24 protein-coding genes are annotated in these 26651 nt (G+C 61.5%); 8 read left to right on the top strand and 16 right to left on the bottom strand.

Annotation, left to right across the window (positions count from 1 at the left end; all coding sequences use genetic code 11):
- Positions 1-73: 73 nt before the first annotated feature.
- The 3 genes from O4H53_RS16160 to O4H53_RS16150 all read right to left on the bottom strand — a co-directional run bounded on the left by O4H53_RS16160 (position 74) and on the right by O4H53_RS16150 (position 3011).
- Positions 74-1324 (bottom strand): multidrug effflux MFS transporter, encoded by a 1251-nt coding sequence (locus O4H53_RS16160; protein WP_269365389.1) that lies wholly within the window; start codon positions 1322-1324, stop codon positions 74-76.
- 14 nt (positions 1325-1338) lie between these two features.
- Positions 1339-1812: a MarR family winged helix-turn-helix transcriptional regulator gene (locus O4H53_RS16155; protein WP_269365387.1), complete on the bottom strand. Its 474-nt coding sequence runs from the start codon at positions 1810-1812 to the stop codon at positions 1339-1341.
- Between the two features lie 107 nt (positions 1813-1919).
- Complete coding sequence (locus O4H53_RS16150; RefSeq protein WP_269365385.1) at positions 1920-3011, bottom strand: cupin domain-containing protein; 1092 nt, start codon at positions 3009-3011, stop codon at positions 1920-1922.
- A 166-nt stretch (positions 3012-3177) separates the two neighbouring features.
- Here O4H53_RS16150 and O4H53_RS16145 point away from each other — a divergent pair, with 166 nt between their 5' ends.
- Positions 3178-3843: a GntR family transcriptional regulator gene (locus O4H53_RS16145; RefSeq protein WP_269365383.1), complete on the top strand. Its 666-nt coding sequence runs from the start codon at positions 3178-3180 to the stop codon at positions 3841-3843.
- A 46-nt stretch (positions 3844-3889) separates the two neighbouring features.
- Here the strand turns inward: O4H53_RS16145 and O4H53_RS16140 are convergent, their stop codons facing one another.
- From O4H53_RS16140 to O4H53_RS16130, 3 genes are all read right to left on the bottom strand, one after another.
- On the bottom strand, positions 3890-4543 hold the full coding sequence (locus O4H53_RS16140; protein WP_269365381.1) for a response regulator transcription factor: 654 nt from the start codon (positions 4541-4543) through the stop codon (positions 3890-3892).
- The gene (locus O4H53_RS16135) at positions 4540-6660 is read right to left on the bottom strand and encodes an ATP-binding protein (RefSeq protein ID WP_269365380.1); all 2121 of its coding nucleotides are present in this window, start codon (positions 6658-6660) and stop codon (positions 4540-4542) included. The genes O4H53_RS16140 and O4H53_RS16135 overlap by 4 nt, the downstream gene beginning before the upstream one ends.
- Before the next feature lie 134 nt (positions 6661-6794).
- Complete coding sequence (locus O4H53_RS16130; protein WP_269365379.1) at positions 6795-8012, bottom strand: surface lipoprotein assembly modifier; 1218 nt, start codon at positions 8010-8012, stop codon at positions 6795-6797.
- Positions 8013-8358: 346 nt separating this feature from the next.
- Between O4H53_RS16130 and hemF the strand changes: the two genes are divergently transcribed.
- The gene (hemF, locus tag O4H53_RS16125) at positions 8359-9240 is read left to right on the top strand and encodes an oxygen-dependent coproporphyrinogen oxidase (protein WP_269365377.1); all 882 of its coding nucleotides are present in this window, start codon (positions 8359-8361) and stop codon (positions 9238-9240) included.
- Between the two features lie 18 nt (positions 9241-9258).
- Here the strand turns inward: hemF and O4H53_RS16120 are convergent, their stop codons facing one another.
- From O4H53_RS16120 to O4H53_RS16090, 7 genes are all read right to left on the bottom strand, one after another.
- Complete coding sequence (locus O4H53_RS16120; RefSeq protein WP_269365375.1) at positions 9259-10221, bottom strand: ABC transporter ATP-binding protein; 963 nt, start codon at positions 10219-10221, stop codon at positions 9259-9261.
- The gene (locus O4H53_RS16115; RefSeq protein WP_269365373.1) at positions 10221-11201 is read right to left on the bottom strand and encodes an ABC transporter ATP-binding protein; all 981 of its coding nucleotides are present in this window, start codon (positions 11199-11201) and stop codon (positions 10221-10223) included. Before O4H53_RS16115 ends, O4H53_RS16120 begins: the two co-directional genes overlap by 1 nt.
- Positions 11201-12163 (bottom strand): ABC transporter permease, encoded by a 963-nt coding sequence (locus tag O4H53_RS16110; protein WP_443069611.1) that lies wholly within the window; start codon positions 12161-12163, stop codon positions 11201-11203. Before O4H53_RS16110 ends, O4H53_RS16115 begins: the two co-directional genes overlap by 1 nt.
- 1 nt (position 12164) lies before the next feature.
- A complete protein-coding gene (locus O4H53_RS16105; RefSeq protein ID WP_114272937.1) occupies positions 12165-13145 on the bottom strand; it encodes an ABC transporter permease in 981 nt (326 codons plus the stop codon).
- A gap of 117 nt (positions 13146-13262) precedes the next feature.
- Positions 13263-14828 carry an ABC transporter substrate-binding protein gene (locus O4H53_RS16100; RefSeq protein ID WP_269365370.1) on the bottom strand — a complete coding sequence of 522 codons (1566 nt, stop codon included), beginning with the start codon at positions 14826-14828 and terminating at the stop codon, positions 13263-13265.
- A gap of 206 nt (positions 14829-15034) precedes the next feature.
- Positions 15035-16615, bottom strand: a complete 1581-nt coding sequence (locus O4H53_RS16095; RefSeq protein ID WP_269365368.1) for an ABC transporter substrate-binding protein — start codon at positions 16613-16615, stop codon at positions 15035-15037.
- A gap of 131 nt (positions 16616-16746) precedes the next feature.
- Complete coding sequence (locus O4H53_RS16090; protein ID WP_269365367.1) at positions 16747-17634, bottom strand: helix-turn-helix domain-containing protein; 888 nt, start codon at positions 17632-17634, stop codon at positions 16747-16749.
- Positions 17635-17800: 166 nt separating this feature from the next.
- Here O4H53_RS16090 and pobA point away from each other — a divergent pair, with 166 nt between their 5' ends.
- From pobA to O4H53_RS16075, 3 genes are all read left to right on the top strand, one after another.
- Entirely contained in the window at positions 17801-18985 is a 1185-nt protein-coding gene (gene pobA / locus O4H53_RS16085) for a 4-hydroxybenzoate 3-monooxygenase (protein WP_269365365.1), read from the top strand.
- A 205-nt stretch (positions 18986-19190) separates the two neighbouring features.
- Positions 19191-20288 (top strand): M24 family metallopeptidase, encoded by a 1098-nt coding sequence (locus O4H53_RS16080; protein ID WP_269365363.1) that lies wholly within the window; start codon positions 19191-19193, stop codon positions 20286-20288.
- A gap of 177 nt (positions 20289-20465) precedes the next feature.
- The gene (locus O4H53_RS16075) at positions 20466-21998 is read left to right on the top strand and encodes a malonate--CoA ligase (RefSeq protein WP_269365361.1); all 1533 of its coding nucleotides are present in this window, start codon (positions 20466-20468) and stop codon (positions 21996-21998) included.
- A 29-nt stretch (positions 21999-22027) separates the two neighbouring features.
- Here the strand turns inward: O4H53_RS16075 and scpB are convergent, their stop codons facing one another.
- The 3 genes from scpB to O4H53_RS16060 are packed head-to-tail and all read right to left on the bottom strand — an operon-like array spanning position 22028 to position 23805.
- A complete protein-coding gene (scpB, locus tag O4H53_RS16070; RefSeq protein ID WP_269365360.1) occupies positions 22028-22621 on the bottom strand; it encodes an SMC-Scp complex subunit ScpB in 594 nt (197 codons plus the stop codon).
- A gap of 2 nt (positions 22622-22623) precedes the next feature.
- A complete protein-coding gene (locus tag O4H53_RS16065) occupies positions 22624-23526 on the bottom strand; it encodes a DUF1403 family protein (RefSeq protein ID WP_269365358.1) in 903 nt (300 codons plus the stop codon).
- A gap of 9 nt (positions 23527-23535) precedes the next feature.
- Positions 23536-23805, bottom strand: a complete 270-nt coding sequence (locus O4H53_RS16060) for a hypothetical protein (RefSeq protein ID WP_269365356.1) — start codon at positions 23803-23805, stop codon at positions 23536-23538.
- A gap of 68 nt (positions 23806-23873) precedes the next feature.
- Here O4H53_RS16060 and O4H53_RS16055 point away from each other — a divergent pair, with 68 nt between their 5' ends.
- Genes O4H53_RS16055 through O4H53_RS16045 form a run of 3 tightly spaced genes read left to right on the top strand, consistent with a single transcriptional unit; the run spans position 23874 to position 26647 of the window.
- Entirely contained in the window at positions 23874-24818 is a 945-nt protein-coding gene (locus O4H53_RS16055) for a PDR/VanB family oxidoreductase (RefSeq protein WP_269365354.1), read from the top strand.
- Between the two features lie 18 nt (positions 24819-24836).
- Positions 24837-26177 (top strand): aromatic ring-hydroxylating dioxygenase subunit alpha, encoded by a 1341-nt coding sequence (locus tag O4H53_RS16050; protein WP_269365352.1) that lies wholly within the window; start codon positions 24837-24839, stop codon positions 26175-26177.
- On the top strand, positions 26174-26647 hold the full coding sequence (locus O4H53_RS16045; RefSeq protein WP_114272927.1) for an aromatic-ring-hydroxylating dioxygenase subunit beta: 474 nt from the start codon (positions 26174-26176) through the stop codon (positions 26645-26647). The genes O4H53_RS16050 and O4H53_RS16045 overlap by 4 nt, the downstream gene beginning before the upstream one ends.
- Positions 26648-26651: the final 4 nt, after the last annotated feature.

Raw genomic sequence — 26651 nt, 5'->3', positions numbered from 1 at the left:
GCTGCGCTCACATCAGGGCGCCAGCGGCAAAATCCGTCTCGCGCGGGTGGGCGACAATGAATGTCAACACGACCTAGCGGTCCGGCCCGGTGACCGGGGCCGTTCTGGGGCCCATCGGTCCGGCACCGCCGGGCGGGGGCGTGGATCTGGCATGCATGATCACATTGGTACGCCGATGCAGGAAATAGGCAAAGCAGGCCGTTGCCCCCATCGCCGGGATCAGCAGCCCCATCGCAAGTACCGCATTCCCAAGGAGCGCCCCCAACGTTCCCACAAAGAGGCCAGAGCCCATCTGGATAAAGCCCAGCATCGCTGCCGCCGCGCCCGCCTCGCGCCGGAACGGGGCCAGCGCGACGGTCGACATGTCGGGCATCACGAATGCGATGCCAAAGGCATATATCGCAACCGGGATCATCACATGCAGGAAACTGGGTGGCCAGATCAGCAGGCTCATGGTCCCCAGGCTGCCAAGGGCAATCAGGGCAAGGCCAATCGGGACCAGCCGTTTGGCGCTGAATCTGTTCATCAGGGCGCGCATGATCAGTGATGCTGTAAAGAAGCTGCCCGATTGGGCCAGCATCGCCAGGCCGAACTGCTGTGGTGTCAACCCGACCTTGTCGATCAGGATGAAGGGCAGGAAAGTCGCCTGTGCATAGATTGCTCCCAATGCGCCACCAATCACCCCGGCGGCAGTCAGGAACTGGCGGTTGCCAAGCAGCATCCGGTAACTGCGCCCCAATGCGCGGAGGTTCAGGCGCGACAGATCCCGTTCAACGGTTTCCTTCATCCACAAGAGCACCGCCATGATCGCGCCCAGGCCGATCAGGGTCATGACCACGAACAAGGACCGCCAGCCAAACACCAGCAGCATCAGCCCACCCAGGGTCGGGGCCAGCGCGGGCCCCAGCGCCAGGATAATCCCGATCAGATTCATGATCCGCGAGGATTTTTCATCCGTGAACAGATCGCGTACCAGAGCACGCGAAATCGCGACACCCACTGACGCACCGACGCCCTGTGCGAACCGGGCAAGGATCAGCATCTCGACCGTGGGTGCCAGCATCGCCAGCACGCTGGCGGCACAATAAAGCAGCAGAAACGCAATTGTGACCGGCCTGCGCCCCAGCGCATCGGACAAGGGCCCTGCAACCAGTTGCGCACAGGCAAACCCCCCGAAATAGAGTGTCAGCGTCAGCTTGATCACGGATTCGGAGGCACCGAAAGCGGCCACCAGTTCGGTCATTGCCGGCGTGTACAGCGCCATCGAAACCGGTCCGATGGCCACCAGAGAGGCCCCGATGAAGCTGACGCGCCTCTCACTCATGATCGGCGCGGCGGTCATTCCGGCACCATCTGCGTATCGCGCAGACTGCGCGGCTCTTCCAGGTTGCTGCGCACTTGCAGGCACACAGATTTGAAGGCCGCGAAATCCTCCGCCTTCACCCCGGCAAAAGCGATCTTCCGCGACCGTTCCCCGGCGATCTGTATCTGTTCCAGTATCTGCCCCGCCTCCGGTGTCAGACGGGCAATCTTGGCGCGCCGGTCCTTGGGGTCCGCGCAGCGTTCGATCAGGCCCGCGCGTTCCAGCCGGTCCAGAAAAGCGGTGACACTCATCGGGGCGCATCCCAACCTCTCGGCCAGGTGATGCTGGCGCATGCCGCCGCAGACCGACATATGCGCCAGAACCCGCGCCTCTGCGGCCGTCACACCGATCTGCGCGCGCTCAATCTCACGCTCGAATGCAAGCCGCATCAGGCGGGCAGTGGTGCTGACCAGGAATCCCGGTGAATCGGGGTCAATTTTCGGAGCCATGGAGGCAGTCGCCATATACTAAGGTTAGCTTATTATATGGCGAACATATTTTCTGCACCGCAGAAGTCAACGGTGCCGGCGATGTTTTTCTTGTCCCGCCCCGCCGTTCAAAGCAGCGTGGTGTTGAAATCACCGCGCAGCGCAACTTCGAGCAGCTCCAGATCTTCCGAACACTCGCGGTATTGCGACACCATGCCCGGCGGGATCACAAAGGCATCTCCGGGCTGCAGGTCGCGGTCTTCCTGGCCTTCGGCGCTCAGCGTCATGGTGCCTTCCATGACAAAGGTGAAATGGATGTCGGCGTCATGTTTTGCGGGCACTGTCGTGCCACCGTCAGAGCGCACCACCTGAATGCCCGCGACACCCCTGGTTCCTTCGGCGATCCCGGTGTCACGCATCGTGAACCCCGGCATGCGGAAGGGATGCCAGCGTGCGCCTTCCTTGACGTGATGCACAAACCGCTGCCCGTCCCATTCGCGTGCCGGGTCGCCCTTGCCGTTGGGCAGGGTAAAGTCGTGGTCGATGGTGGTGACATGTTCCGCTGGCACGCCGATCTCGATCACTTCGATCTCGGCGGAGGCATGCATGACCCGGTGCCGGATGCCCGGCGGCTGTGTCACGCAATCGCCTGCGTGCAGGCGGATCACGTCCCCCTGATCCTCATAGAGCACATCAACCCACCCCTTGTAGCAAAAGATCAGCTGAAACCCGACGGTGTGGTAATGCACCATGTCCGGAACCGGACCGCCGTCGGGGATGCGGATGTGGCTGGCGATGATCGACCCGCCCAGCCGCGTCGGGATTAGGTCGCGGTAATGCATCCCGGCACGGCCGATGACCCAGGGGGCCTCGTCCCGCAGGCGGCGCACGGCGAATTCATGCTGCGTTACGGGTTGCTCGACCACTGGTGACAGGGGCACCACATCGATCACCGTGCCATTTGGCGCGGTCAGCTGGCGGCGTCCTTCGGCGAAATCCTCCGGCGCGTCGGTCAGAATGCGCAACCGCCCCGGCGGCACATCGGCCCCCTTTTCAATCCGCACCCGCAGACCATGACCGGAAAAGCTGGCGACGGAAGGATCGTCTGCGGGAAAGATGTTCTCAAGCCTCATCCCCAGTGTCTTGGTGAAAAAAGGCAGATCGTCGCGCAGTTCCTGCGTGGGCAAAAGCACTTCGGCCAGGATTTCGGAATTCGGCATTTAGCGTCCTTTGCTCTGTCCACGCTTGGACCTTAGAAATTGTCGGCTGCCATCCCTGGCCGCTGACATGGTGGTTTCGATATTCAGAATACTGTATTCACTTTTAACTTTCCTGCAACCTCTATTTGCGCCATGCTCGGGATCACACCACCATCAGGAACCGCAGATGCCGACACCCCAATTCGACCGCCCGCTGGCCCTCAAGGATCAGGTCTACCGTATTCTGCGCGACCGCGTGCGCCAGGGAGATCTGACGCCACAGGACCGGCTGGTCGACGCGACACTGGCGCGCGACATGAATATTTCACGCACCCCGGTCCGCGAAGCGCTGCAACTGATGGTCCACGAAGGGCTGCTGGACACGACCACCCGCGGTTTCAAACTGTCTGAACTCGACCAGACAGAGGTCGGTCACCTGTTCGAACTGCGCCTGCTGCTGGAACCAACGGTCGCGGCCAAATCCGCGATGACAAGCGACCGAACAGGCGCCGACCGGCTGGTCGCCTGTATCGCACAGGCCGGCGAAACGGCGGATGATGCAACGCCTCACCGCTTCAACGCGGCGATCTACCGGTTCTTCGAAATCCTCACATCACTCTGCGACAACCGGGTGATGGCGCAATCGGTACTGCTCTATCACGACAGGCTCGCGCAACTGCGGGCCCACATGATGGCCAGCCCGAAGCATCGCGCGCTGGCAGCCCAAGGGTACATGTCGGTCGCAAATGCCATTGCTGCAGGTGATGCCGCCACAGCGCAGGAGGCATCTGAAAAGCACATCCGCATCGGCATCGCAACCTGTCGCACCCTGGGCCTGATGTCGAAGATTTGAGATTATTTATCGAGGAATTGGCAGCCACGCGGTATGAAATACCTGACTATCGCGGCCTGTCTCCGGTCAGCAGACCCAGGCGGGCCGCCTGATAGGCGGCTTCGGCCCGGCTTGAAATGTTGAGCTTGCGATAGATCGACTTGATGTGGCTCGACACCGTACTGGGCGCGAGTTCAAGCGCGCCTGCCACGTCCGAAACCCGCAATCCCCGGCCGACCAGCGAAAGCACTTCCGCTTCGCGCCGGGTCAGCGTCGCGTTGTCATCCACGCTCGGCCCTGTCTGGCGAAAATGATCCATGACGCGCCGGGCAATCGCCGGTGAAAGGGGCGGTGTGCCGTCAGGTATCTGCCGCAGATGGCTTGCGATCAAATCGGGCGGATCGCTTTTCAGAAGATAGCCGTCGGCCCCCGCTGACAAGGCCGCCACGATCGCGCTGTCGCTGCCCATGGCCGTTGTCACGATGGCCGTCACATCATCCTGCGTTTGATCCAGCTTGCGCAACACGCCATAGCCGTCACCGTCCGGCAGCTGCAAATCCACCAGCGCGAGGTTGAACTGATGCCGTTCACACAGAAAGAAGGCTGTGCGCATGTCCGCCGCTTCCAGTATCTCCGCGTCGGTAAAAATTCCCGACAGGATAGCTGTCATGAATGCCCGGCTTTGTGCCACATCTTCGACGATCAGTATCTTTTCTATCACATTGCAGCCTGTGCCATTTCCGAACGGGTATAGACATCGAGTGGCAGGCTGACATTGATGCGCATACCCTTTGGCAGGCGCCGGAACTGGATCGTGCCACCAATGGTCCTGACCCGCTCTTCCATGTTGTCCAGCCCTGCCCCGCGATCAACGTCCTCCGTCTCAAATCCGTGCCCATTATCGAGAAATTCCAGGCGCAACATATCCTCTGATAAGGTGAGATTTACCGTCACTTCCGTTGCGCTGGCATGTTTGATGATGTTGCTGGTGATCTCACGGGTCAGCGACCGCAGGGTATTGACCATCAGGAACGGCACCTGCGTTTCCGAAACCTGGGACAAATCCTCAAGAGAAGCCGCCGGCCAGTTCAGGGTGATGCCATGCACCTCCAGCCTGTCAGCCATCTCTGCCCTGACGTCGGCAGTGGTATCGGACAATTTGTAGTTCGACCGGAAACCGTCGCTGATGATCTGGCGCAAATCGGTCAGCGTATCGCGCAGCAACCCGTCCTTGCGCGACCCTTCGGCGGCATGCAGCGCGCTGAGCAACTGCGCGCCAATATTGTCATGCACATCGCGGCTGATCCGGTCCCGTTCGACACTGACACCGCGTTCATAGGCAAGATGGCTTTCGCGCACCACGCCATGCATGCGGACAAGCGTCGCCGCAGCCGCCACATCCGCGGAGCTGAACAACCGCCTGCCCCCGGACGCATAGCGCATTCTGCGCCCCGCAACACCTGTCAGCGCGGGCAGAAGCAGCGCCACGCCATTCTCGGCGATACACACGGTCTCCGGCGCATTCTCCAGCACCTCGATCTGTGCGGCGGGGGAAAAGGTCTCCTGCAGGAGCGCGTCCCAGCGTTCGTTCTGCAACCGCTGGGTGGGTGCCAGCGCCACATCAATCACCTCCGGGATCATGCCGGAGGCCTGTGGCACCTTTGTTCCGAAAAGCCGCACGAGCAGCAACTGACGCAGCGGGAAATAGAGGAACCCCCCGATCAGCAGTGCCAGCGACAGCGACGCCCAGGGCTGTTCGCGCAGCCACAGCAGCAGCACCAGGTCAGTGGCAAAAATCAGCACCGCACCGGCAAGCCAGACCCAGACGTAATAGGCATAACGATCCAGCTCGAAGACCCGCCAGCGGATGATGCCCAGGGCCAGTCCGATGTGCATCAGGTTGAAAAAGCCAAAGGCATAGGCTTGTGGAATGAAACCGCCGTCCGCAATGCCGAGCGCCGGCGGCAATACCGAAAGCGACACGAACAGCGAAACGCCCACCAGCGAAAACAGGAAGAACCAGCGCAGCCCTGCCCGGCTGAGCGGATCGCGCCGCGCGCGCCACCATTGGACCACGCCAAGTACAAGTGCCACCAGGGTCTGGGTTGGCACCACCAGGTTCAGCCAGATGTCGGTGCCGACATACATCAGATCCAGCAGGATCCCGGTGCCGAAGACCACCAGGGGCAGCAACAGCCAGCGTGGATGGAACAGCGGCTTTGGGTACATCAGGAACAGCCCGACCAGCGCTATGCCAAAGGATCCCGCCCCGAAATGGTTGGTTTGCGACAGTAATTTGAAGACGTCACCCGGCAAGGCGATCTGACGGGTCGAATAGACCGATGCCGCAATGGCGAATACAGGCACGAAAAGCCCGGTCAGGGCGAACATCCTTGCACCCCAGTCCTCGCGCCGCAGCGACATCACCCAGCCCGCCACCAACAGCGCCAGAATGCCGACCCCTTGCTGGAACCAGAAAGGAAACGGCAGATCGCCGATCTGTCGCGGACGCGGGGTGAATACCCCGGTTTCCGTCACGCCATCGGAAAGCATGTAGGTGACGGATACTTCCGGCTTGGTCAGCTGCGCCGCGATCAGGTCCTGCCGGGCGAAAAATGCCGTCATCCGGGGATAGGTGCCAAGGAAATCCGGCTCGCTGATCAGATCTGTTTCCTCCAGCACCACATCGCCCACGACTGTCGGCGTCGCCCCCTGCGGAAGGTCAAGGTAGGGTCGGTCGATGGACAACAGCACCGCAGAGCTGGTCAGGATCAGGGCAATCATCGCTGCTGTCAGCATGATTGCGGTGGGGGACAGACGATACAGGAACCTGGACATGTTTTGTGCTCACACGCTAAGGGGCATTGCAAAGACGAGTTCGGTTTTTCCCGGTCTGGTAGAATGGGCGGAACGGGGGACGATTTCGAACTATCGTTATGTTAATTAAATAAAAAAACAACATCTTTGTGGCCCTAAAAACGACGGGTCAGGCCAAGCGAAAGATACCGGTTGGTGTAATCCGCCAGCGGGATGTTCGAGCGGTTCCTCTCGATCCCGAACTGAACCTCGGGGGCAAATCTGCCAATGCGAAAATCCCTGTGATAGACCCGCAGGTCGACCGCAATCTTGCGATCGCTGCGCGCGGCACCGAACAGCCGGCTGACACCGGTGCGGTCATCGGTTTCCCCGCGCAGGGTCAGGCTGGTCATCAACCCGCCGTCAAAGGCATAAAGCCCGCTTACGCTCAGCCCGCGCCGCAGGCCGTCGGTGGTCAGCTGGTCGGAATCGTTGTTTTCGACAAAGCCGGTGAAGGACAGTTGCGCGTTGCCCCCGATGGCATGGGCATATCCGACTGACAGGAAAGTCCGGTCGATATCCGCCAGCCCCCGCTTGCGAAAGGACCGTGACAGCTCGCCCCCCAGCCGCAACGTTCCCGCGTTTCCGATCCGCCGCGCGTGGTTGAGATAAAGTCCGAATGTCTCGGAATAGGGCCGGTCCGCAGAACGCCTCGTGCCCATCAGGATACCGCCATCCCAATAGCGCCCTTGCGGCGTGGTGAAGGCCAGACCCGCCCGCCCGGTCACCTGATAATCCCGCAAGGCGACTTCCGGATTGTACTTGAGATAGGCATCCAGCGAGAACCGCGCCTTCAACCCCTCTCCGATTGTCGGCCCATAGCTGAACCCCGTGGTCACGATGGTGCTGACCGTGGCCTTGCCGATTGCTGTATCGTCCAGGGTCAGCGGCAGACCCCCGATCACAAGCACACGGTCCTCCGTCTGCTTGGTCCCGTTCGATTCCGGCCGCAGGTTGAAACTGAAATACCCAGACCAGACCTGCCTCGCCTCAATCGCGCCGATCATCCGCGTGACGATCTGCCTTTCCTGCGGCGTCAGGTTCGCACCACGCAATTGTTCAAGGTGGAACTTTGCCCGCCCGTCGCGACCCAGCCGGAACAGCGCCAGCGCCAGTTCAAAGCGGTATTTCTTGTTGCGCGGCTGCGCCGAGACCAGCCGTTCCACCAGCGGCAACGCCTGCGCGTGCTGACCGGCCTGCACAAGGCGCACCGCTGCCAGCCAGGTTTCATCCGGCGATTGCTGGGCGCGGACCGGCGCACCGCAAAGCACAAGGCAAAAGGCACAAAGGACCCCTGCCCGGCTCAGGATCCGGGTCAATGCTGCCAAAGTCATGACCGGCAAGCGCATGACGTTCCGGGAAAGCTCAATATCAAACCATGAAAGAAATTCACACCCAATCCCCCGACGGCGTGCCGCTGTTGGCCCCCGCATCCAAGAAGCCACGAGAAATCCTGCGGCCTTGTCCGTTTTTGGCCAATTCCCCGCCTCATTCACTCCCCTCAACAGGGGAGACGCCTGTGCTAAGCGTTTGAAATGCCGGGTTTGAGGATCCGCCAGGGAAAGCTGCGACAAGATGCCAGCCCCTGCAGGCTCTTTCGCGCCCTGGTGCCGGGTGGTAATGGTTTTATCCGCCATCGCACCGCGTTACGTTGGCGCAAACAGTTCAGGTGCCACATTCATGACAGAGAATTTCCAGGCGGAGAAAACCCAGGCCGCAGCCTGGTTTCGCCAGTTGCGCGATGACATCGTGACCGCCTTCAACGGGTTGGAAGCGCGGCAGCCCGGCCCGACCCCTGCCGGACAATTCGAAGTCCGCGCCACCACCCGCACCGCCGATGACGGGTCGGACGCAGGCGGCGGTGAAATGAGCGTGATGCGCGGGGGGCGCGTGTTCGAAAAGGTTGGTGTCAATATCTCGACCGTCTTCGGCACCCTGGGCGAGCGGGCGCAGACGGCGATGGCGGCGCGCAAGGGCCTGCCGGGGATGAAGGAGGATCCACGCTTCTGGGCCTCAGGCATCAGCCTGGTGGCGCATATGCAAAACCCACATGCCCCCGCCGTCCACATGAACACCCGCATGTTCTGGACCCCGCATGCCTGGTGGTTCGGCGGCGGCGCCGACCTGAACCCCTGTATCGAATATGCCGAGGACACCGCCCATTTCCACGCCGAGATGAAGCGCGCCTGCGACCCGCATGGCCCCGCGCTTTATGACGAGCTGAAAGCCTGGGCGGATGAATATTTCTATATCCCGCACCGTAAACGCGCGCGTGGGGTCGGCGGCATCTTCTATGATGATCGCAACACCGGCGACTGGGACGCGGATTTCAAGCTGACACAGGACGTGGGCGCCGCTTTCCTGCCCGCCTTCCTGCCGCTGGCGGACAAACGGCGCGAAACTCCGTGGGACGACGCGGACAAGGACACGCAGCTGCGCCACCGCGGGCTCTATGCGGAATACAACCTTGTCTATGACCGGGGTACAAAGTTCGGGCTGGAAACCGGGCACGACCCTGACGCCGTGCTGATGAGCCTGCCGCCGATGGCGAAATGGTACTGACCCCTTAGGGACAGGCCCCTACTCGGCCATGTGGCAGGCAACCCGCGCGCCGCGCAGGGCGCGCATTTCGGGCCGTTCCTTGCGGCAGACGTCCTCTGCCAACGGGCAGCGCGGGTGATAGGCGCAGCCCGGCGGCGGGTTGATCGGATCGGGGATCTCTCCCTTGGGCGGATCAACCTCGCGTCCGAATTCACCCAGTTTGGGCGCGGCCTCCAGCAGCATCTGGGTATAGGGATGTTTGGGGTCGTCGAACAGTTCGTCCGGTGCCGCCTCTTCCACCAATCGGCCCAGATAGAGCACCCCGACCTTGTCGGAGATATGCTGCACCACGGTCAGGTCGTGACTGATGAACAGGTATGTCAGCCCCAGATCGTCCTTGAGGTCGCTCATCAGGTTCAACACCTGCGCCTGCACCGACACGTCGAGCGCCGAGGTCGGCTCATCACAGACAATCAGCCTGGGCTCTGACGCCAGCGCCCGGGCGATACAGATGCGCTGACGCTGCCCGCCGGAAAACTCATGCGGAAACTTGCCCGCGTCCCGGGCTGAAAGCCCCACCTGCTCCAGCAGCTTTTCCGCCATGCCCTTGGTCTCGCCCCCGCGCGCCGCGACGGGTTCCACGATGATGTCGCGCACCCGCCAGCGCGGATTGAGCGAGGCATATGGGTCCTGAAAGATCATCTGGATATCGGCGCGCACCGCATCCACGCGGGCGGCATCGCGTTCGCGGGCCAGGTCCACATCGCGGATCTTGACCGACCCTTCGGTGGGCGGCAGCAGCCCCACGAGGATCTTGCCGATGGTCGATTTCCCCGAGCCGCTTTCGCCCACCAGCGCATAGACGCTGCGTTCCTCGATATCGAAGCTGACATCGCTGACGGCCGTCAGAAACGCCTTCTTTCGCCGCTCCACCACCCGGTTGAGCCAGGGTTTGGATACGTCGAAGACACGGGTCAGATTTGCAACCGATACCAGTGCCATCATGCCACCTTTGCGTCATGGGGCAGCGGAAACCAGCATGCGGCGCCATTGCCGTCGGCCAGATCCGGGCCAGGATCGGCGCTGCATTTATCCTGTGCATAGGGGCAGCGGGGATGGAAGGCGCAGCCCGACGGCAGCGCATCCAGCCGGGGCATCGCACCGGGGATCTGGTGCAACCGTGCCTTCCCGCGCGAGGCCAGCGGTGTCGACCCCATCAGCCCGTCGGTATAGGGGTGGCGCGGCGTGGTCAGCACGTCGCGCACCGGGCCAAGCTCGGCCAGCTTGCCCGCATACATCACCGCCACGCGGTCCGCCGCCTCGGCTATGACACCCATGTCGTGGGTGATCAGCATGACGGCCGTACCCCGTTCGCGGCAAAGCGATTTCAACAGCGCGATGATCTGCGCCTGCACCGACACATCCAGCGCGGTTGTCGGCTCATCCGCGATGATCAACGACGGCTCTGCGCACAGAGCGAGCGCGATGACCACGCGCTGGCGCATCCCGCCGGAAAATTCATGGGGATAGGAATTGATCCGCTCCCGCGCGCCGGGAATGCCGACTTCATCCAGTGCCGCGACGGCGCGTTTTTCCGCTTCGCTGCGCGACACGTCGAGATGCGCCAGGATGGTTTCCGTCAACTGGTCGCCGATGCGCAAGAGCGGGTTGAGCGAGGTCAGCGGGTCCTGAAACACCATCCCGATCTCCTTGCCCCGCAGGCGGCGCATGGCGTCCCCCTTGAGGTGGTCGATGCGGGTGCCGCCCACGTGGATCTCCCCTTTGGCGATGCGCGCGGGCGGCGACAGCAGGCCGATCACCGCGTTGCCCGCCATGGATTTCCCCGCGCCGGATTCACCGACGATGCCAAGCACCTCGCCCCGGCCGATGTCATAGCTGATCCCGTCCACGGGCCTCAGGATCCCGTGGCGGGTGGGAATTTCGACCGTGAGGTCGCGGATCGAAAGAATGGCTTCGCTCATCACCGCAACCTCGGGTTCAGCGCGTCGCGCAGCCAGTCGCCCAGCAGGTTCACCGAAAGCGCCAGCGCCAGCAATGTGACCGCCGGGAACAACAGGATCCACCATTCACCGGAGAACAGGAAGCCTTGTCCGATGCGAATGAGCGTGCCGAGCGAAGGTTGCGTGGGCGGCGCGCCAACGCCCAGAAAGCTGAGCGTCGCCTCGGCGATGATCGCCAACGCCAATGAGATCGTGGCGATCACCAGCACCGGCGAGAGCACGTTCGGCAGGATGTGACGCACCATGATCGCGGGCGACCGCCGCCCGATCAGCCGGGCGGCCTGCACGTATTCCTTGTTCTTCTCCACCAGCGTGGCGCCCCGCACCACGCGGGCAAACTGCACCCAATCGGACAGGCCGATGGCGATGATCAGCACCCAGATCGCCATCTGGTCGCGGTGCTCCACCGGGGTGACCCCCTTGGCGATGCCAAAGATCAGCATCGCGACCAGGATCGCCGGAAAGGTCAGCTGCACATCCGCAATGCGCATGATGATTGTCTCTGTCCAGCCGCCGACATAGCCTGCCAGCAGACCAAGCGTGATGCCGAGGATCATGGCAAACAGCACCGCTGCGGCCCCGACAAAAAGCGAAATGCGCATCCCGTAAAGGATCGTCGAAAACACGTCGCGGCCCTGGTCATCCGTGCCCAGCCAGAATGTATCGCCGGTAAAGGCATTCGGCGTCATTGGCCGCGAAAAGCCGTTCATCAGGTTCAGCGATGCCGGATCGAATGGATTGTAAGGTGCCACCAGCGGGGCAAAGATGGCGGCAAGCACCATGATCACCACCACGGCAAAGCTGATGATCGCCACGGGTGAGCGTTTGAACGTGTAGAAAAAATCGCTTTGCAGGGCGATGCTCAGCCGCGACGGGTCTTTGACCGCGATGGGCATATCGGGGGGTACTTGCCTGTCCGTCATCTCAATGCGCCTTTGTCCGGTCCGCCCGCAGGCGGGGATCAATGGAGAAATACAGCAGGTCCACAATCAGGTTGATGCCCACAAACATGACGGAAATCAGCATCAGATATGCGGCCATCACCGGGATATCGACGAACTGGATCGCGTTGATGAACAGCAGGCCGACGCCCGGCCACTGGAAAACGGTTTCGGTGATGATGGCAAAGGCGATGATGCTGCCCAGCTGCAGGCCGGTGACCGTGATCACCGGCACCAACGTGTTCTTCAGCGCGTGGCGAAAGTTCACCGCCCGCTCCCGCAGCCCCCGCGCACGGGCAAAACGGATATAGTCCTGGCGCAGCACCTCCAGCATCTCGGACCGCACCAGGCGCATGATCAGAGTCATCTGGTAAAGGCCCAGCGTGATCGAGGGCAGGATCAGCGCCTTGAGCCCGGATTCGGTGAGGAACCCGGTGGTCCAGCCGCCCACCCGCACCGTTTCGCCGCGCCCGAAGCTGGGCAGCCAGCCCAGTTCGACGGAGAACAGGTAGATCAGCAATATCCCGATCAGGAAGGTCGGCAGGGAGACCCCGATCAGCGACAGCGACATGATCGCATTGGCGGCAAACCCCTCTCTGCGGATGGCGGTGAAGACGCCCAGCCCGATGCCCATGAAAATGGCGAGAAAGCCCGAGACTGCCGCCAGTTCCAATGTGGCTGGGGCGCGTTCAAGCAGGATGTCGGCCACGGGCCGCCCCTGCCGGTAGCTGATGCCAAAGTTGCCCTGCACGGCGTTGCCGAGAAACTTGACGTATTGCACCGGGAACGGCTGGTCGAGACCCAGCTGGCCGCGCAACCGGTCGATGTCGGCCTGGGTGCGCTCCTGACCCAGCATGTTGTCGATGGGGTCCCCGACGAAGCTGAACATCGAAAAGGCCACCAGCCCCACGACCAGCAGGACGAGGGCAGATTGCGCGATACGTTGGATGATGAAAGCAAGCATTGATCGAGTGGACTATCTGTGAAGCCGGAGGTCAAGGATTACACGGCGGAAGCCGGGAATTTGCCGGAATACGCAACCCCGCTCTGTCTGGCAAGACGACATTCCGGCCCTGCCTGTTCAGTTCACTGTCACCCAGCGCAGGATAAAGAAGTTGTCAGGCCGCTGGGTCAGCTCGACATTCGCCTGCGCACCCCAGATCAGCGGCTGAACATATAGCGGCACATAGGCCATTTCTTCCTGCAGGATCCCCGCGACCTCGTCCAGCATCTCCTGCCGTTTCGGCTCGTCAATCTCGGACTGGATCAGCGGCAGCAATGCGTCCACCCGCGCGCTGGAATAGCCGCCAAAGTTCCATGACCCCAGTTTGGCTTCTTCGTCCGGCGTGGCAACCAGGAACCGGATCGGATGTTCGGCGTCGAAGGTGCCCGGGGACCAGCCCAGCAGGAACATGTCATAATTGTCGGCACGCAATTCGGGCCAGTAGTTCTGTACCGGCATCGCATCCAATGTTGCCCGCAACCCCACCTGCGCCAGCATCCCGGTGACCGCCTGGCAAACGGATTCGTCGTTCAGGTAGCGGTCGTTGGTGCATTTCAGCCCAAAGGAAAAACCGTCGGGGTAGCCAGCCTCGGACAGCAGGGCGCGGGCCTGATCGGGGTTGTAGACCGGCCGGGGCGCCAGTTCATCGCTATAGCCGCGCATCGCCGCGCTGACCAATTGGCTGGCCTCCTCCGCATTGCCGCGCATGATGGTTTGCAGGATGGCTGGCACGTTGATGGCATGGGCCACCGCCTGGCGCACCCGCACATCGCCAAAGGGGTTCTTATCCGTCGTTTCGGTCGAGAATTTCAGCCTGTCGGCCTCATGCGGGAAGCCCAGCATCATGACCCGCGCCTCGATCCCCTGGATCACTTTCACATCCGGGTTCTGCTTCAGCCTTTCAGTGTCCTGGATCGGCACCGGGTTGATAAAGTCGATGTCGCCCGACAAAAGCGCCGCCACGGCGGTTGCCGGGTTCTGGATCGGCGTCAGTTCCGCCCGGGTGATGTTATGCGCAGCCTCGTCCCACCAGCCGGCGAAGGGTTCCAGCACGGTACGCAGACCCGGTTCGCGCGCAGTGACACGGAAGGCGCCGGTGCCATTGGTGTTCAGCGTCGCGAAGTTGCCGTTTTCCTTGTCGGGGCGGCCCGTACCATGCGCTGCTGCCCAGCCACTGTCGAGGATCATCCAGTTGGCGATACTGTCGGGAAAGATCGGATTGGGCGAGGTGGTCATGATGTCGACAGTATAATCATCGACGACCCTGACCTCGGACACCGGCGCGAACCAGCTTGAGGTATCAGCCTGTTCGGAACTGGCGCGTTCGTAGGAAAACAAAACATCCTCAGCCGTGAAATCACTGCCATCGTGAAACTTGACACCCTCCCGCAGGTGAAAGCGCCAGCCATCGCCCGCGCCGATGGGCTCCCATGAGGTGGCCAGGGCAGGCTCGATCTCCATCTCCTTGTTGCGGCGCACAAGGCCCTCATAGACGTTGTTGAGAAAACCCAGCACCGCAGCGGAATTGACCGCATGGGGGTCCATCGTCTGCGGATCGGTGGTTTCGGCCCAGGTGAATTCCTTGGCCATGGCGGGGGCAGTCATGCCCAGGCAAAGCGCAAGCGCCGTGGTCAGTCTCAGCATGGCGGGTTCCTTTCGGGCATGGATGGCAACAGTCAGGCTAGCGACTGCGACGACAGAAGCAATCGGAACCTGCCGGGCTCACAAAGGTGTCATGGGACAAGTCCCGCCCGCCCGGTGTCAAAAGACTGGAACACAAAAAAGGGGCGGCACCCCGGCACCGCCCCCATGTCGTTTGTCACGCTATAGCGTTTCGGGAAACGCTAGATTCAGTTCATCGTGAAATACTTGACCTTGGGCTGGTCCTCGGGATCGACCTCGATCCCGACACCCTCCGTCATGCCCCAGTTCAACACCTGGTGGTGGATCGGGATATAGAGCGTCTCGTCCTGCACAACCCGCCAGATCTCGGCGATGTCGGCATTCCGGGCTTCCAGATCGGTGTTGGAGGCCAGGCTCTTGATCTTGGCATCCAGATCGTCGTTGTCATAGCCGGTGCCGTTCCAGGTGCCGATATCCCCTTCACGCCCGTGCACCAGGAAGTTGAAGATATATTCGGAATCGTAGGTCGGCACACCCCAGCCCAACATGTAAAAGTCGGTCTTGCCGTCGGTGATCAGCGGGAAGTGCTGCGCCTTGGGCTTGGCATCCAGATTAACGCGCACGCCGATCTGGCCCAGCATGCCGACAGCAGCCTGGCAAATCGCCTCGTCGTTGACATAGCGATCATTCGGGCAATCGAGGCGGATCGAGAAACCGTCAGCATAGCCGGCCTCTTCCATCAATGCCTTGGCACCCTCGATGTCGGTCTTGGATTCCGCGTCCATTTCCTCGGTCCAGCCGTTGACGAAGGGCGGTGCGATCATGCCGGCGGGCTGGGATTGCCCGCGCATCACCACCTGCTTGATGGCGTCGCGGTTGATCGCCATCGACATCGCCTTGCGCACGCGCACGTCGGCCAGCGGGTTCTTGCCTTCGACGTTGTCGGCCTCGATATCGTCCGCGCCCATGTTCATGCCAAAGAAGATCACCCGGTTCTGCGGGGCCTGCTTGACCACGAGACCGTCGGCGCTGTTGACGCGCTCAAGATCCTGCACCGGCATATCCTGAAGGAAATCCACCTCACCCGACAACAGGGCGGCAACGCGGGTCGCGGCGTTCTGGATCGGCGTATAGACAATTTCCGTCACTTCCAGCGGGAACTGGTCCTTGCCCCAGTAGTCCTCGTTCAGTGACATGACCGTCTTTACGTCCTGCTCCCGGCTTACCAGCTTGTAGGGGCCGGTGCCGTTGGTGTTGGTGGTGGCATAGGTCAGTTCGCCGCCCTCGAAGTCCTGCACATCAACGGTGTTGTTCGCCTCGGTCCAGTCCTTGTCCATGACGAACAGGTTGGTCAGGTTGGACGGCAGGATCGGGTTCGGCCCGTCCGTGACCATCTCGACCGTGTAATCGTCCACTGCGCGGACCTCGGTGATGGAGTTGATCAGCTCTTTCATGTCCGAATTCTCGGTCATGGCGCGATTAAAGCTGAACACGACATCCTCCGCCGTGAAATCAGCGCCGTCATGAAACTTGACCCCTTCGCGCAGCTTGAAGACCCAGACGTTCGGATCGTCCTCCTTGGGCGCCCATTCGGTGGCCAGGGCAGGCTCGAACGCGCCGGTGGTGTCGCGGATGAGCAGCGGCTCGTAAATCTGGTGCCGGATCGTATGTGTCGGCCCTTCGTTCTGGGCATGCGGGTCGAGGGTCAGCGCATCGCCGGACCGCGCCCATCTCAGCGTCTCGGCCTGGGCCAGCGCGGTTGTGGACAAAAGCAATGCCGTGGACATCAGTGTAAGCGTCTTGGTCATTATGAACTCCCGATATTTTTCTATTCCGACAGTGTTTTCCAGTCAGGTCTGATTGGCAACCCCGAACTGCGGCGGGCGCGCGGCGGCCGTCATCTGCCGCCCCCGCACAGCGCTTGGCAGTGGAACTCCGGCTATCCGTTGTCCTGTTGCCTCCGGTACATGCCCGGCGTCAGCCCGGTGTCTGACTTGAAGGTGCGGCTGAAATAGCCGGCATCGGCAAAGCCCGCGCGCGCGGCGATGTCAGCCATGGAATGACGGGTGAATTCCAGCAGATGCTTTGCCTCGACCAGACGGCGCTGGCGGATCACTGAATTGGGGGTAGCGCCAAGGATGCGGCGGCACAGGCGATTGAGATGTGCGGTCGAGACTCCGATTTCGCGGGCATAGGCGCCAAGCGTCATCGCACTCGCAAAATGTTCCTCGACCGCCGCACAAAATGCCTGCGCCTGCTTTTCATGCAATGTCTGTTCCTGCCGCGCAGGCAATGTCCCTAAAGGACGCGCCTCGCTCCGGTCGCTCTCAAGATAGATCAGCATCAGACGGATCAGTGTTTCAAGCAAGACCGCGCGCCCGGTCCCGAAGTTGCGCAGGGCCTCGCGCAACTGGCCCATCAGCATGTCTATCACCGCGAAATGGGGGGCATCCGGTTCGGGCAGCACCGCGCCACCGGTATCGGCAAACCGCCGGATCCGCGCGATATTGTCGTCATCCAACAGGGCCAGCCGCAGGCTGATCACATCGCCTTCGATGTCCGGGGGAAACCGGAACCCATGCGCCAGACCCGGCGGGACCACCAGGATCACCGGCCCGGCGCTGCGAAAATCCATATCGCCAAGGCGCGTGAACACACCCGGCGTCTGGAACAGGAAAACCTGCGCAAGCCTAGAGTGGCGGTGCAGCCGGATGTTCCAGTCATGTTTCATGCTGCGTTCTACGATGGTCTCATGATGCACCGGATCCGCGCGGGTACCCGCCAGATATTCACCATAAAGTTCATATGTCGGAACCGTATCTGGCAAGAAAACTACCTTTTCCGGGACGTTTCCGCCCCTATCAGCGCCACTTTGATCGGATAGTACAAAAATTGGTTGGTGCTGTCCATTCGGCGCCCTGCAATTTGCGTTATGATTGGCCGGATAAGGCCGCGCCTGATCGGCTTTTTGATGAAACAACAAAGGCCGCGCGATGACCCGTACCATCAAAACATCCGTCTGTATCATTGGCTCCGGTCCCGCCGGATTGTTGTTGTCGCAGCTGCTGGCCAATGCCGGGATCGACACTGTCGTGCTCGACCGAAAGGACCGCGCCTATATCGAAGGGCGCATCCGCGCCGGCGTGCTGGAACAAGGGACAGTCCAGGCTCTGGAAGAAGCCGGTGCCGCTGAGCGCCTGCACCGCGAAGGGCTGCCGCACGACGGGTTTGAACTGGCCTTTGACGGCGACCGGCACCGGATTGACCTGGCCGGGCTGACGGGCAAGACAGTGATGGTCTATGGCCAGACCGAGATGACCAAGGACCTGTTCGACAAACGCACGGCCGAGGGGCAACAGTTCTTTTTCAATGTCGATGACGTGGTGCCGACCGACCTCAAGTCTGACCGGCCTTCCGTCCATTTCACCCATGACGGCGCAAAAATTGTTGTCGAATGTGACTATATCGCAGGCTGTGACGGATTTCATGGTGTCTCCCGCCAGGCGATCCCGGCTGACGTGCTGAAAACGTTCGAGCGGGTCTATCCCTTTGGCTGGCTCGGCATCCTGGTGGAAAAGCCGCCCCTCGCGCATGAACTGATCTATGCCAACCACGAACGCGGCTTTGCGCTGGCCTCCATGCGGTCCAACACCCGGAGCCGGTACTACATTCAATGCGATGTGAACGACCTTGTGGCGCAATGGTCCGATGACCGCTTCTGGGAGGAATTCGCCACGCGCCTCGGCCCGGAAACTGCAGCCAACCTGCAAACCGGCCCGTCATTCGAGAAAAGCATCGCGCCGCTGCGGTCTTTCGTGGCCGAACCGATGCGCTATGGCAATCTGTTCCTGGCTGGCGATTCCGCCCATATCGTGCCGCCGACCGGGGCCAAGGGCCTGAACCTTGCCGCTGCCGATGTACGCATCCTGCACCGCGCGCTGGTGGCACATTACAAGGACAACAACGACAGTCTCATCGACAGCTACTCCGAGACCGTGCTGCGGCGGGTCTGGAAGGTCGAACGGTTCTCCTGGCAGCTGTCCACGCTGATGCACCAGTTCCCCGAGAATTCGGAATTTGAAAAACGCATGCAGCGGGCCGAGTTCGATTATCTGCGCAGCTCAGAGGCCGCATCACGCGCCATTGCCGAAAACTACGTCGGCCTGCCACTCGACTGATCCAACGGGGCGGGCCGCCACAAGCGCCCCGCCCGGTCTGGCATCTCACATCAAACAGACCCCATGCCGGACCTCCGCCGCGCTGTCCCTGAACCTCCGCGTTCGGGCGCGACGCAAGCAATCCCGTTGCAGGGCTTGGCATCCGTTTCAAGATACGCGAGGTTCGGGCGCATCGCACCGAACATCCTGATCCACGGAAGCACCAATGAACTTTGACGCCCGGATTCACAAACTCGCCGCCATTTTGCAACGCCATGACTGTCCGGCCATTGCGATGGTGCCGGGTCCGAACTTTTTCTACCTGACCGGCGTGCGGCTGGGCCTGATGGAACGGCCCACGATCCTGGTCGTCACGGCGGCAGGCGAGGTTCATGCCGCAATTCCCGCGCTGGAAAAGGACATGTGGACCGCCCGGATGCCGCAGGCCCGGACCGTCTTCTGGCAGGATGCCGACGGCTATGCCGATGCGCTGGCCCAGCTTGCGCGGCAAACCGGGCTGACCCGCCTCGCGGTAGAGGGAAACCGCATGCGCCATTTCGAGGCGGCGGCCCTTGCCCGCGCCTTTGGCACGGCACCGGAAGACGGGACAGACATGTTGCTGCCGCTGCGGCTGAACAAGGACGCCTCGGAAATCGCCGCCATCGAAAAGGCGGTGCAGATCAGCGAAGATGCGCTGGCCGCGACCCTGAAACAGATCGGTGCGGGGCTGACAGAGACGGAAATCCGCGCCAGGCTGCTGATCAACATGCTGGAAAGAGGGGCAGATGGGGCCGCATTCGACCTGATCGTGCTGGCCGGTCCGGCGGCGGCGGATTGCCATGGCGTGCCGTCATCCGACCGCCGGCTGAAGCGCGGTGACACCTTGCTTTTCGACTTCGGCGCGACCCTGAACGGTTACAGCGCGGACATCACCCGCACCTATTTCTGCGAGGAAATCCCGCAGGAACACCGCGCATTCTATGAGGCCGTGCAAGAAGCAAACCGTCTGGGCCGCCATATGACAGCGCCCGGCGTGACCCCGCATGATCTGGACACAGCCGTGCAACAGGCGCTGAGCGACGCGGGTTTCGCGACGGATATCCGGCACAAGCTTGGCCACGGACTGGGACTGGATATCCACGAAGCGCCGCAACTGATGCGGGGCAACCATGCACCGCTGGAGGCCGGTATGGTCATCACCATCGAACCGGGCCTTTATCGCCCCGGCGTGCTGGGTGTCCGTATCGAGGATGACGTACTGGTCACCGAAGACGGCGCCCGGTCCCTCACCCAGTTGCCGCGTGATCCGCAGGTGATCGGCTGACCCTCAGTCCTTCATTGCCCTGGCGCGCAAGGCAAAGCGCTCAACGGGACTGAGGCAAGCAGCGGGTTGCCGCGACGGGCACGGATAGTGTAACCACCCGCCAGCCATCGCCACAAACAGAACGCCCGATCCATGGTGAGGCAAACCGCGTTTCCAACCAAAGGGAAAGGTAACCTGATGGCCAATCCACTCTATGATCGTCTCTTTGGCATCCATGCGGGAAAGGTGACGCCGTTCCTGCATCTTCCGGACGGGCAGACAATCAGCCATCAGCAGTTCCTCGAAACCAGTTCCCGCATTGCACATGTGACCAGGGAAATCGGGCTGAAGCCCGGAGATCGCGTCGCCGCCCAGATCGAGAAATCGCCGGAAGCTCTGGCGCTCTATGCCGCCTGCGCACAGGCGGGGCTGATCTTTCTACCGCTGAACACGGCATATACTGTCGACGAATTGCAGTATTTCATCGAAAACAGCGGCGCGTCGCTGATTGTCTGTGACGGCAGCAATGCGGAAAACCTCGCCCCGATCGCCACCACGCTGGGATCAAGGATCGAAACCCTGAACGGCGATGGCAGCGGCAGTCTGATGGATCGGGCGCGCGAGATGGATACGGTCTTTGCCACGGTGGCGCGGCAGGGCGAGGACCTCGCGGCATTCCTTTATACCTCGGGGACAACCGGGCGTTCCAAGGGCGCAATGCTGACCCAGAACAACCTGCTGTCGAACACCTGGACCCTCATGGAAGAATGGCGGTTCACGGCAAGCGACGTTCTGCTGCATGCCCTGCCGATCTTTCACACCCATGGATTGTTTGTTGCCACCAACATCACGCTGGCCGCTGGCGGCAGCATGATCTTTCTGCCGAAATTCGATCTGGACCAGATGATCGCCTGGATGCCCCGCGCAACCACCATGATGGGTGTTCCGACCTTCTATACCCGCCTGCTGGGGGACGCCCGTTTCACCCATGATCTGGCCGCGCATATGCGCCTGTTCATTTCAGGTTCGGCCCCCCTGCTGGCCGAAACCCATGCAAGGTTCGAAGCCCTCACCGGCCATCGCATCCTTGAACGCTATGGCATGACAGAAACCAACATGAACACATCGAACCCCTACGATGGCGAACGTCGTGCCGGAACGGTGGGTCATCCATTGCCGGGGATCGAACTGAAAATCACCGATCCCCAGACCGGCACGACCCTGCCCGAAGGTGAGATCGGACAGATCGAGGTGCGCGGCCCCAACGTCTTCAAGGGGTATTGGCAGATGCCGGAAAAAACGGCAGAGGAGCTGCGCGCGGATGGATTCTTTATCACCGGTGATCTGGGCAAGGTCGACCAGGACGGATATGTCCATATCGTCGGCCGCAACAAGGACCTGATCATTTCCGGCGGATTCAACGTCTACCCAAAGGAAATCGAACAGCTGCTCGATGATCAGCCCGGCGTGCTGGAAAGCGCAGTAATCGGCGTGCCGCATCCCGATTTTGGCGAAACCGTGCTTGGCGTGATTGTTCCCGCCCCGGGTGCCGCGCCTGACAGGCAGGCCATCATGGACAGTCTTCGCCGGTCCCTTGCCCGTTTCAAGCACCCCCGCGAACTGGTCATCATGGACGAACTGCCGCGCAACACGATGGGCAAGGTTCAAAAGAACATCCTGCGCGATCAATTCAGAGAGATGTTCACATCCGGGGATGTCGGCCAGACGTAGCGATCAGCCGCGAGATACCACCGCCGCTATTACCCCTGTGTCAGGCCCGCATCCTGCAATTCCTCCCGGTCCGGCAGATCGCGCAGGCTTTCCAGCCCAAAGGCCAGCAGGAAGTGTTCCGTGGTGACAAAGGTAAAGGGCGCGCCCCGGCTGGGGCTGCGCGGCCCGGTCCCGATCAGCCCCCGCGCATGCAGCCGCCCGATCAGATCGCGGCTGATCTCCTTGCCGAAAATGTCTTTCAGCATGTCGCGCGTGGCGGGCTGGTAATAGGCAATGGCGGCCAGCACCGCGATATCGAATTCGCTGAGGTCCAGCAGCTGATCGTCCAGATCGGCCGCAGCCCGGATCGCCGGGGCAAAGGCCGTCCGCGACCGCAGCACCCAGCCATCGGCCACCTGCGCCAGTTCGAAGGCGCGCCCCTCAAGGTCCGCGGCAAGATCCCCGATCAGCAGATCGACGGAGGCATCCTGCCCGACCACCCGAGCCAGATCCTGCCTTGGCACCGGGGTGGCGCTGGCAAACAGCACGGCCTCGATCCGCAGCATCCATTCCCGCCAGCGCAGCTCCGGCGGCAGGTCGGCCAATTCGCGGTCAAGCTCTGGTTCAGGTCGGACACCGGCCACGCCTACACCCCGTAAAGGCGAAAGGTGTCGCGCCCGGTCAGCTCGCGCACCGCACCCAGATCGACGAGCCTGTCGCAGAGGCGGCGGGCGGCCCGGTCCGGCATCGGCAAGGCCGAGGGTGCAACGGCATCCCGGCTCAGAAAGACCTCGACCGCGGCGGGCGCTGTCTTGGCCCGCAATTTGGGCGCAACCGTCTTCAACCGCGCCGCCCGCCGCGACAAATCTGCTGCCATGCGCAGGGCCTGCGGGGTCGCGGTGGTCACCGCGCCGTGGCAGGCCAGCCGCAATGCATCGCCACGTCTGGTCAGGTCAACACGTGCCAGACCCGACGCGAACAGGGGCAGGATGTGATCCCATCCCAGCGCCTGCGCCAGGGCCGCATCTGCCAGGATCAATGCAGCCACCTCAGCCCGCGGCATTTCCGTCAGAACGGCTTCCAGTACCTTTGCCACGCGCGTGATGGGCCCCGCCTGCCCTGCGCCGCGTTCCTTTCCGGCACTCAGCCAGGCCGCGATTCGTGTGGCCTCCACCTCGGGCAAGGCACGGTGCAGCGCCTTGACAGAGAGGGGCCGTTCCGCCGCACGCCGCCAGGCCAGATAGGTTTCTCCTGCGGGGCCCGGCAGATCACCGGGACGCAGCAGGTGGATGGCATCCCGCAGCTCCCCTGCCCGTTCGGGCCGCCCGGAAAACAGGATACAGGCCTCCGCCGCCTGCAACGCCAGGCGATCCCGCAACAACGCCTGCGGCACATCACTCTGCTTGATGACCTGATGCAGACAGCTCAGCGCGCCACCGGACAAGAACGCCATATCCTCAAGCGATTCACTGCGGCGGGACGTCACCCAGGACGGCAACAGAAGTTGCATGGCAGGGTCGTCCTGGATGTTCGATAGGGTGAATGTCATGTCCAGAGCTTATCCGACCACCGCAGGCTTCGCCACAAGATGTCTGAGCGCAGCGTAGATTTTAGGATTGAAACATTCGAGGGTTTCCGGATCGCCCTGAATGCAACCCTCATCCATTAATCGCAGATCGACGGCGCATTTTCTCCTTGCGGCGCCTGACATCCCGATGTGGAATGCAGGCATCGTGTGGTATTTAATGGTGATGAACAGATGGCGACCAAGGGGGTTGGCCCGGCGGCATGCCACCGCGACGCATCCCGTGCCCGGTTCAACAATCAACCTCTTGACGGATTTTTATTTTATATATAAAACTATGCAAAAGCATAGAGTGGGATTAAGGGGGCGTCATGCCGTCCATAGGCTACGAAGTCATCGCCGTTTCGAGCGAGACCAAAGATGTTAAACGGATCGAAGTGAAGCCGTCGGCGCCGATCCCCATGGTATGGACCGCGGGCGCACATGTTCGCGTCAGCCTGCGCGACGGCGGTGATCGTTCGTACTCCCTGCTGCGGCTGCCGGGCCTGCAACCCGGACATCTGGCGCTTGGCGTGCTGCGCGAGGCGCAAAGCACGGGCGGGTCGATCTTCATGCATGAGCTCAAGCCCGGTGACAGGGTTCAGATCTCGAACCCGACCAATCATTTTGAACTGGGCGACCATGCCGAACCGGCCGTGCTGATCGCAGGCGGCATCGGCATCACGCCGATCCTGTCCATGGCGGCGGAACTCGCCGCGAAAGGGCGCGCATTCGAGGCCCATTATGCCGGGCGTTCCGAAGGGATGCTCGCCTTTGTGAATGAAATGCAGGAAATCTGCGGCGACCGGCTGCATCTGCATTACGACGATCAGCCCAGCAAGATGGATCTGAACGAAATTCTCGGGCAGGCCCCCGATGGTGCCCATGTCTACTTCTGCGGACCGGCTGGCATGATCGAGGCGGTCAAATCCGTCGCCACCGATCTGGGCTGGCCCGTCGAGCGGGTGCATTACGAGCTGTTTTCGGTTGCAGCCAATACGGCGGAGGACACGGCATTCGACGTCGAAATCCACAGCACCGGCCAGATCGTGCATGTCCCGTCCGACAAGACGATCATCGAGGCGCTGGAAGATGCGGGTCTCGACCCGCTTTACGACTGCCAGCGCGGCGACTGCGGGATCTGCCAATGTGATGTGATCGACGGCATCCCCGACCACCGGGATGTCATCCTGACCGACAGCGAAAAGGCGGCTAACAACGTCATGCAGATCTGTGTATCGCGGTCGAAAACGCCCAAACTTGTCATTGATATCTGATCTTTACTGGAGACTGCCATGGACCGTTATCGCGGAAATTCCCAAGCCATCGCCGATTTGGTCAAAGGCCACGCCGTTCACCGCGACGTCTACGTGAACGCGGAAATCTTCGAGTTGGAAATGGAGCAGCTCTTTCCCAATTCCTGGATCTACATCGGGCATGAAAGCCAGCTGAAGAACACCGGCGACTTCATCACCTCCAAGATCGGAAACCAGCCGGTTCTGGCATCCCGTCACCGAGACGGGCAGGTCTATGTGCTGCACAACCGCTGCCCGCACAAGGGCGTCAAGATTGCGTCCGAGCCTTGCGGCAACACCGGCAAGTTCTTCCGCTGCCCCTATCACGCATGGTCGTTCAAGACCGATGGTTCACTTTTGGCGATCCCGCTGAAGAAGGGCTACGAAGGCACCGGATTTGACGCGGATCAGGCGGCCAAGGGCCTGACGCGGATCGAGAACGTGAAAATCTACCGCGGCCTGATCTTCGTGCGGCTGGCGAAAGAAGGCCTCAGCTTCGAAGAGTTCTTTGGCGAATCCCTGTCCACGATCGATAACATGGCCGACCGCTCGCCCGAGGGTGAGCTTGAGGTGATCAGCCAGCCGATCCGCTACATGCACACCTGCAACTGGAAGATGCTGGTCGAGAACCAGACCGACACCTGCCATCCGATGGTCGCGCATGAAAGCTCTGCCGGGACGGCGGTCAGCGTCTGGGAACGCGAGAAGGACAACTTCACCGAAACCCCCATGGCCGTGCAGCTTTATGCACCTTTCATGAGCCCTTATGAGTTCTATGAAGGGGCGGGCATTCGCGTCTGGCCAAATGGCCACGGCCACACCGGCGTTTCCGGCTCGATCCACCAGGACTACGAAGACGTGGGCGGCTATCAGGACATGATGATCGAGGCCTATGGCAAGGAACGCGCCCAGGAGATCCTGGGCGATATCCGTCACAACACGATCTATTTTCCCAACATCATGGTGAAGGGGCCGGTCGGCATCCTGCGCAACTTCATCCCGCTCGGGGTCGACAAGACCCTGGTGGAAAGCTGGGTATTCAAGCTGAAGGGTGCCCCCGACAAACTCTATGAGCGCGGCTTGATGTATAACCGCTTCATCAACGCGCCGACGTCGATTGTTGGTCATGACGATCTGGAGATGTACGAACGCGCACAGGAAGGTCTGCACTCCAACGGCAACGAATGGGTCAACCTGCGCCGCCTGTGGGAAGATGACGAGCCAGAAGAGACGACCGAAGTCGTCAACGGCACATCCGAACGCCAGATGCGCAATCAGTTCTATGCCTGGCGCAAGTTCATGGTTCAGAACATGGACCAAGCCGTGGAGGCCGCAGAATGAACCGCGATGACCTGATCGATTTTGTCTATGACGAGGCCGCCACGATTGACCAGATGCGCTGGGACGACTGGCTGGCGCTGTTTCACAAGGACGGACGCTACTGGATGCCACTTGAATGGCAGCAGGAAGATCCGATCCTTCAGCCCTCGCTGATGTATGAGGACCGGTTGCTGCTGACCGTCCGGGTGGAGCGTCTGGCAGGTGAGCGCACCTTCAGCCAGAAACCCAAAAGCCGCTGCCATCACCTGATGGAACGGCCGCGCATCCTCTCGATGGGCGAAGACGGGGGCGTGCATAGACTGCGCACATCATTCATATATACCGAAACGCGGGGTGACCTGCTGGAACGCTATTCCGGCTGGGTCAGTCACGAGTTGGTCGAGGTGGACGGGGCATTGCAGATCAAGCTCAAGCGCATTGATCTGATCAACTTCGATGCGCCATTCAGCAACATCCAGCTCTTTATCTGAGGCA

The sequence above is a fragment of the Sulfitobacter sp. G21635-S1 genome (genome assembly GCF_027213915.1).
Classification (GTDB): Bacteria; Pseudomonadota; Alphaproteobacteria; order Rhodobacterales; family Rhodobacteraceae; genus Sulfitobacter.
The sequence above is the reverse complement of the archived record's forward strand: the minus strand, read 5'-3'. Positions and strand labels throughout refer to the sequence as shown.

What these genes read in the sequence shown, in the direction of transcription:
- O4H53_RS16160 (WP_269365389.1), bottom strand. Translation starts at nt 1,324, where the DNA reads ATGAGTGAGAGGCGCGTCAGCTTCATCGGGGCCTCTCTGGTGGCCATC.
- O4H53_RS16155 (WP_269365387.1), bottom strand. Translation starts at nt 1,812, where the DNA reads ATGGCTCCGAAAATTGACCCCGATTCACCGGGATTCCTGGTCAGCACC.
- O4H53_RS16150 (WP_269365385.1), bottom strand. Translation starts at nt 3,011, where the DNA reads ATGCCGAATTCCGAAATCCTGGCCGAAGTGCTTTTGCCCACGCAGGAA.
- O4H53_RS16145 (WP_269365383.1), top strand. Translation starts at nt 3,178, where the DNA reads ATGCCGACACCCCAATTCGACCGCCCGCTGGCCCTCAAGGATCAGGTC.
- O4H53_RS16135 (WP_269365380.1), bottom strand. Translation starts at nt 6,660, where the DNA reads ATGTCCAGGTTCCTGTATCGTCTGTCCCCCACCGCAATCATGCTGACA.
- O4H53_RS16130 (WP_269365379.1), bottom strand. Translation starts at nt 8,012, where the DNA reads ATGACTTTGGCAGCATTGACCCGGATCCTGAGCCGGGCAGGGGTCCTT.
- hemF (WP_269365377.1), top strand. Translation starts at nt 8,359, where the DNA reads ATGACAGAGAATTTCCAGGCGGAGAAAACCCAGGCCGCAGCCTGGTTT.
- O4H53_RS16120 (WP_269365375.1), bottom strand. Translation starts at nt 10,221, where the DNA reads ATGGCACTGGTATCGGTTGCAAATCTGACCCGTGTCTTCGACGTATCC.
- O4H53_RS16115 (WP_269365373.1), bottom strand. Translation starts at nt 11,201, where the DNA reads ATGAGCGAAGCCATTCTTTCGATCCGCGACCTCACGGTCGAAATTCCC.
- O4H53_RS16110 (WP_443069611.1), bottom strand. Translation starts at nt 12,163, where the DNA reads ATGACGGACAGGCAAGTACCCCCCGATATGCCCATCGCGGTCAAAGAC.
- O4H53_RS16105 (WP_114272937.1), bottom strand. Translation starts at nt 13,145, where the DNA reads ATGCTTGCTTTCATCATCCAACGTATCGCGCAATCTGCCCTCGTCCTG.
- O4H53_RS16100 (WP_269365370.1), bottom strand. Translation starts at nt 14,828, where the DNA reads ATGCTGAGACTGACCACGGCGCTTGCGCTTTGCCTGGGCATGACTGCC.
- O4H53_RS16095 (WP_269365368.1), bottom strand. Translation starts at nt 16,615, where the DNA reads ATGACCAAGACGCTTACACTGATGTCCACGGCATTGCTTTTGTCCACA.
- pobA (WP_269365365.1), top strand. Translation starts at nt 17,801, where the DNA reads ATGACCCGTACCATCAAAACATCCGTCTGTATCATTGGCTCCGGTCCC.
- O4H53_RS16080 (WP_269365363.1), top strand. Translation starts at nt 19,191, where the DNA reads ATGAACTTTGACGCCCGGATTCACAAACTCGCCGCCATTTTGCAACGC.
- O4H53_RS16075 (WP_269365361.1), top strand. Translation starts at nt 20,466, where the DNA reads ATGGCCAATCCACTCTATGATCGTCTCTTTGGCATCCATGCGGGAAAG.
- O4H53_RS16065 (WP_269365358.1), bottom strand. Translation starts at nt 23,526, where the DNA reads ATGACATTCACCCTATCGAACATCCAGGACGACCCTGCCATGCAACTT.
- O4H53_RS16055 (WP_269365354.1), top strand. Translation starts at nt 23,874, where the DNA reads ATGCCGTCCATAGGCTACGAAGTCATCGCCGTTTCGAGCGAGACCAAA.
- O4H53_RS16050 (WP_269365352.1), top strand. Translation starts at nt 24,837, where the DNA reads ATGGACCGTTATCGCGGAAATTCCCAAGCCATCGCCGATTTGGTCAAA.
- O4H53_RS16045 (WP_114272927.1), top strand. Translation starts at nt 26,174, where the DNA reads ATGAACCGCGATGACCTGATCGATTTTGTCTATGACGAGGCCGCCACG.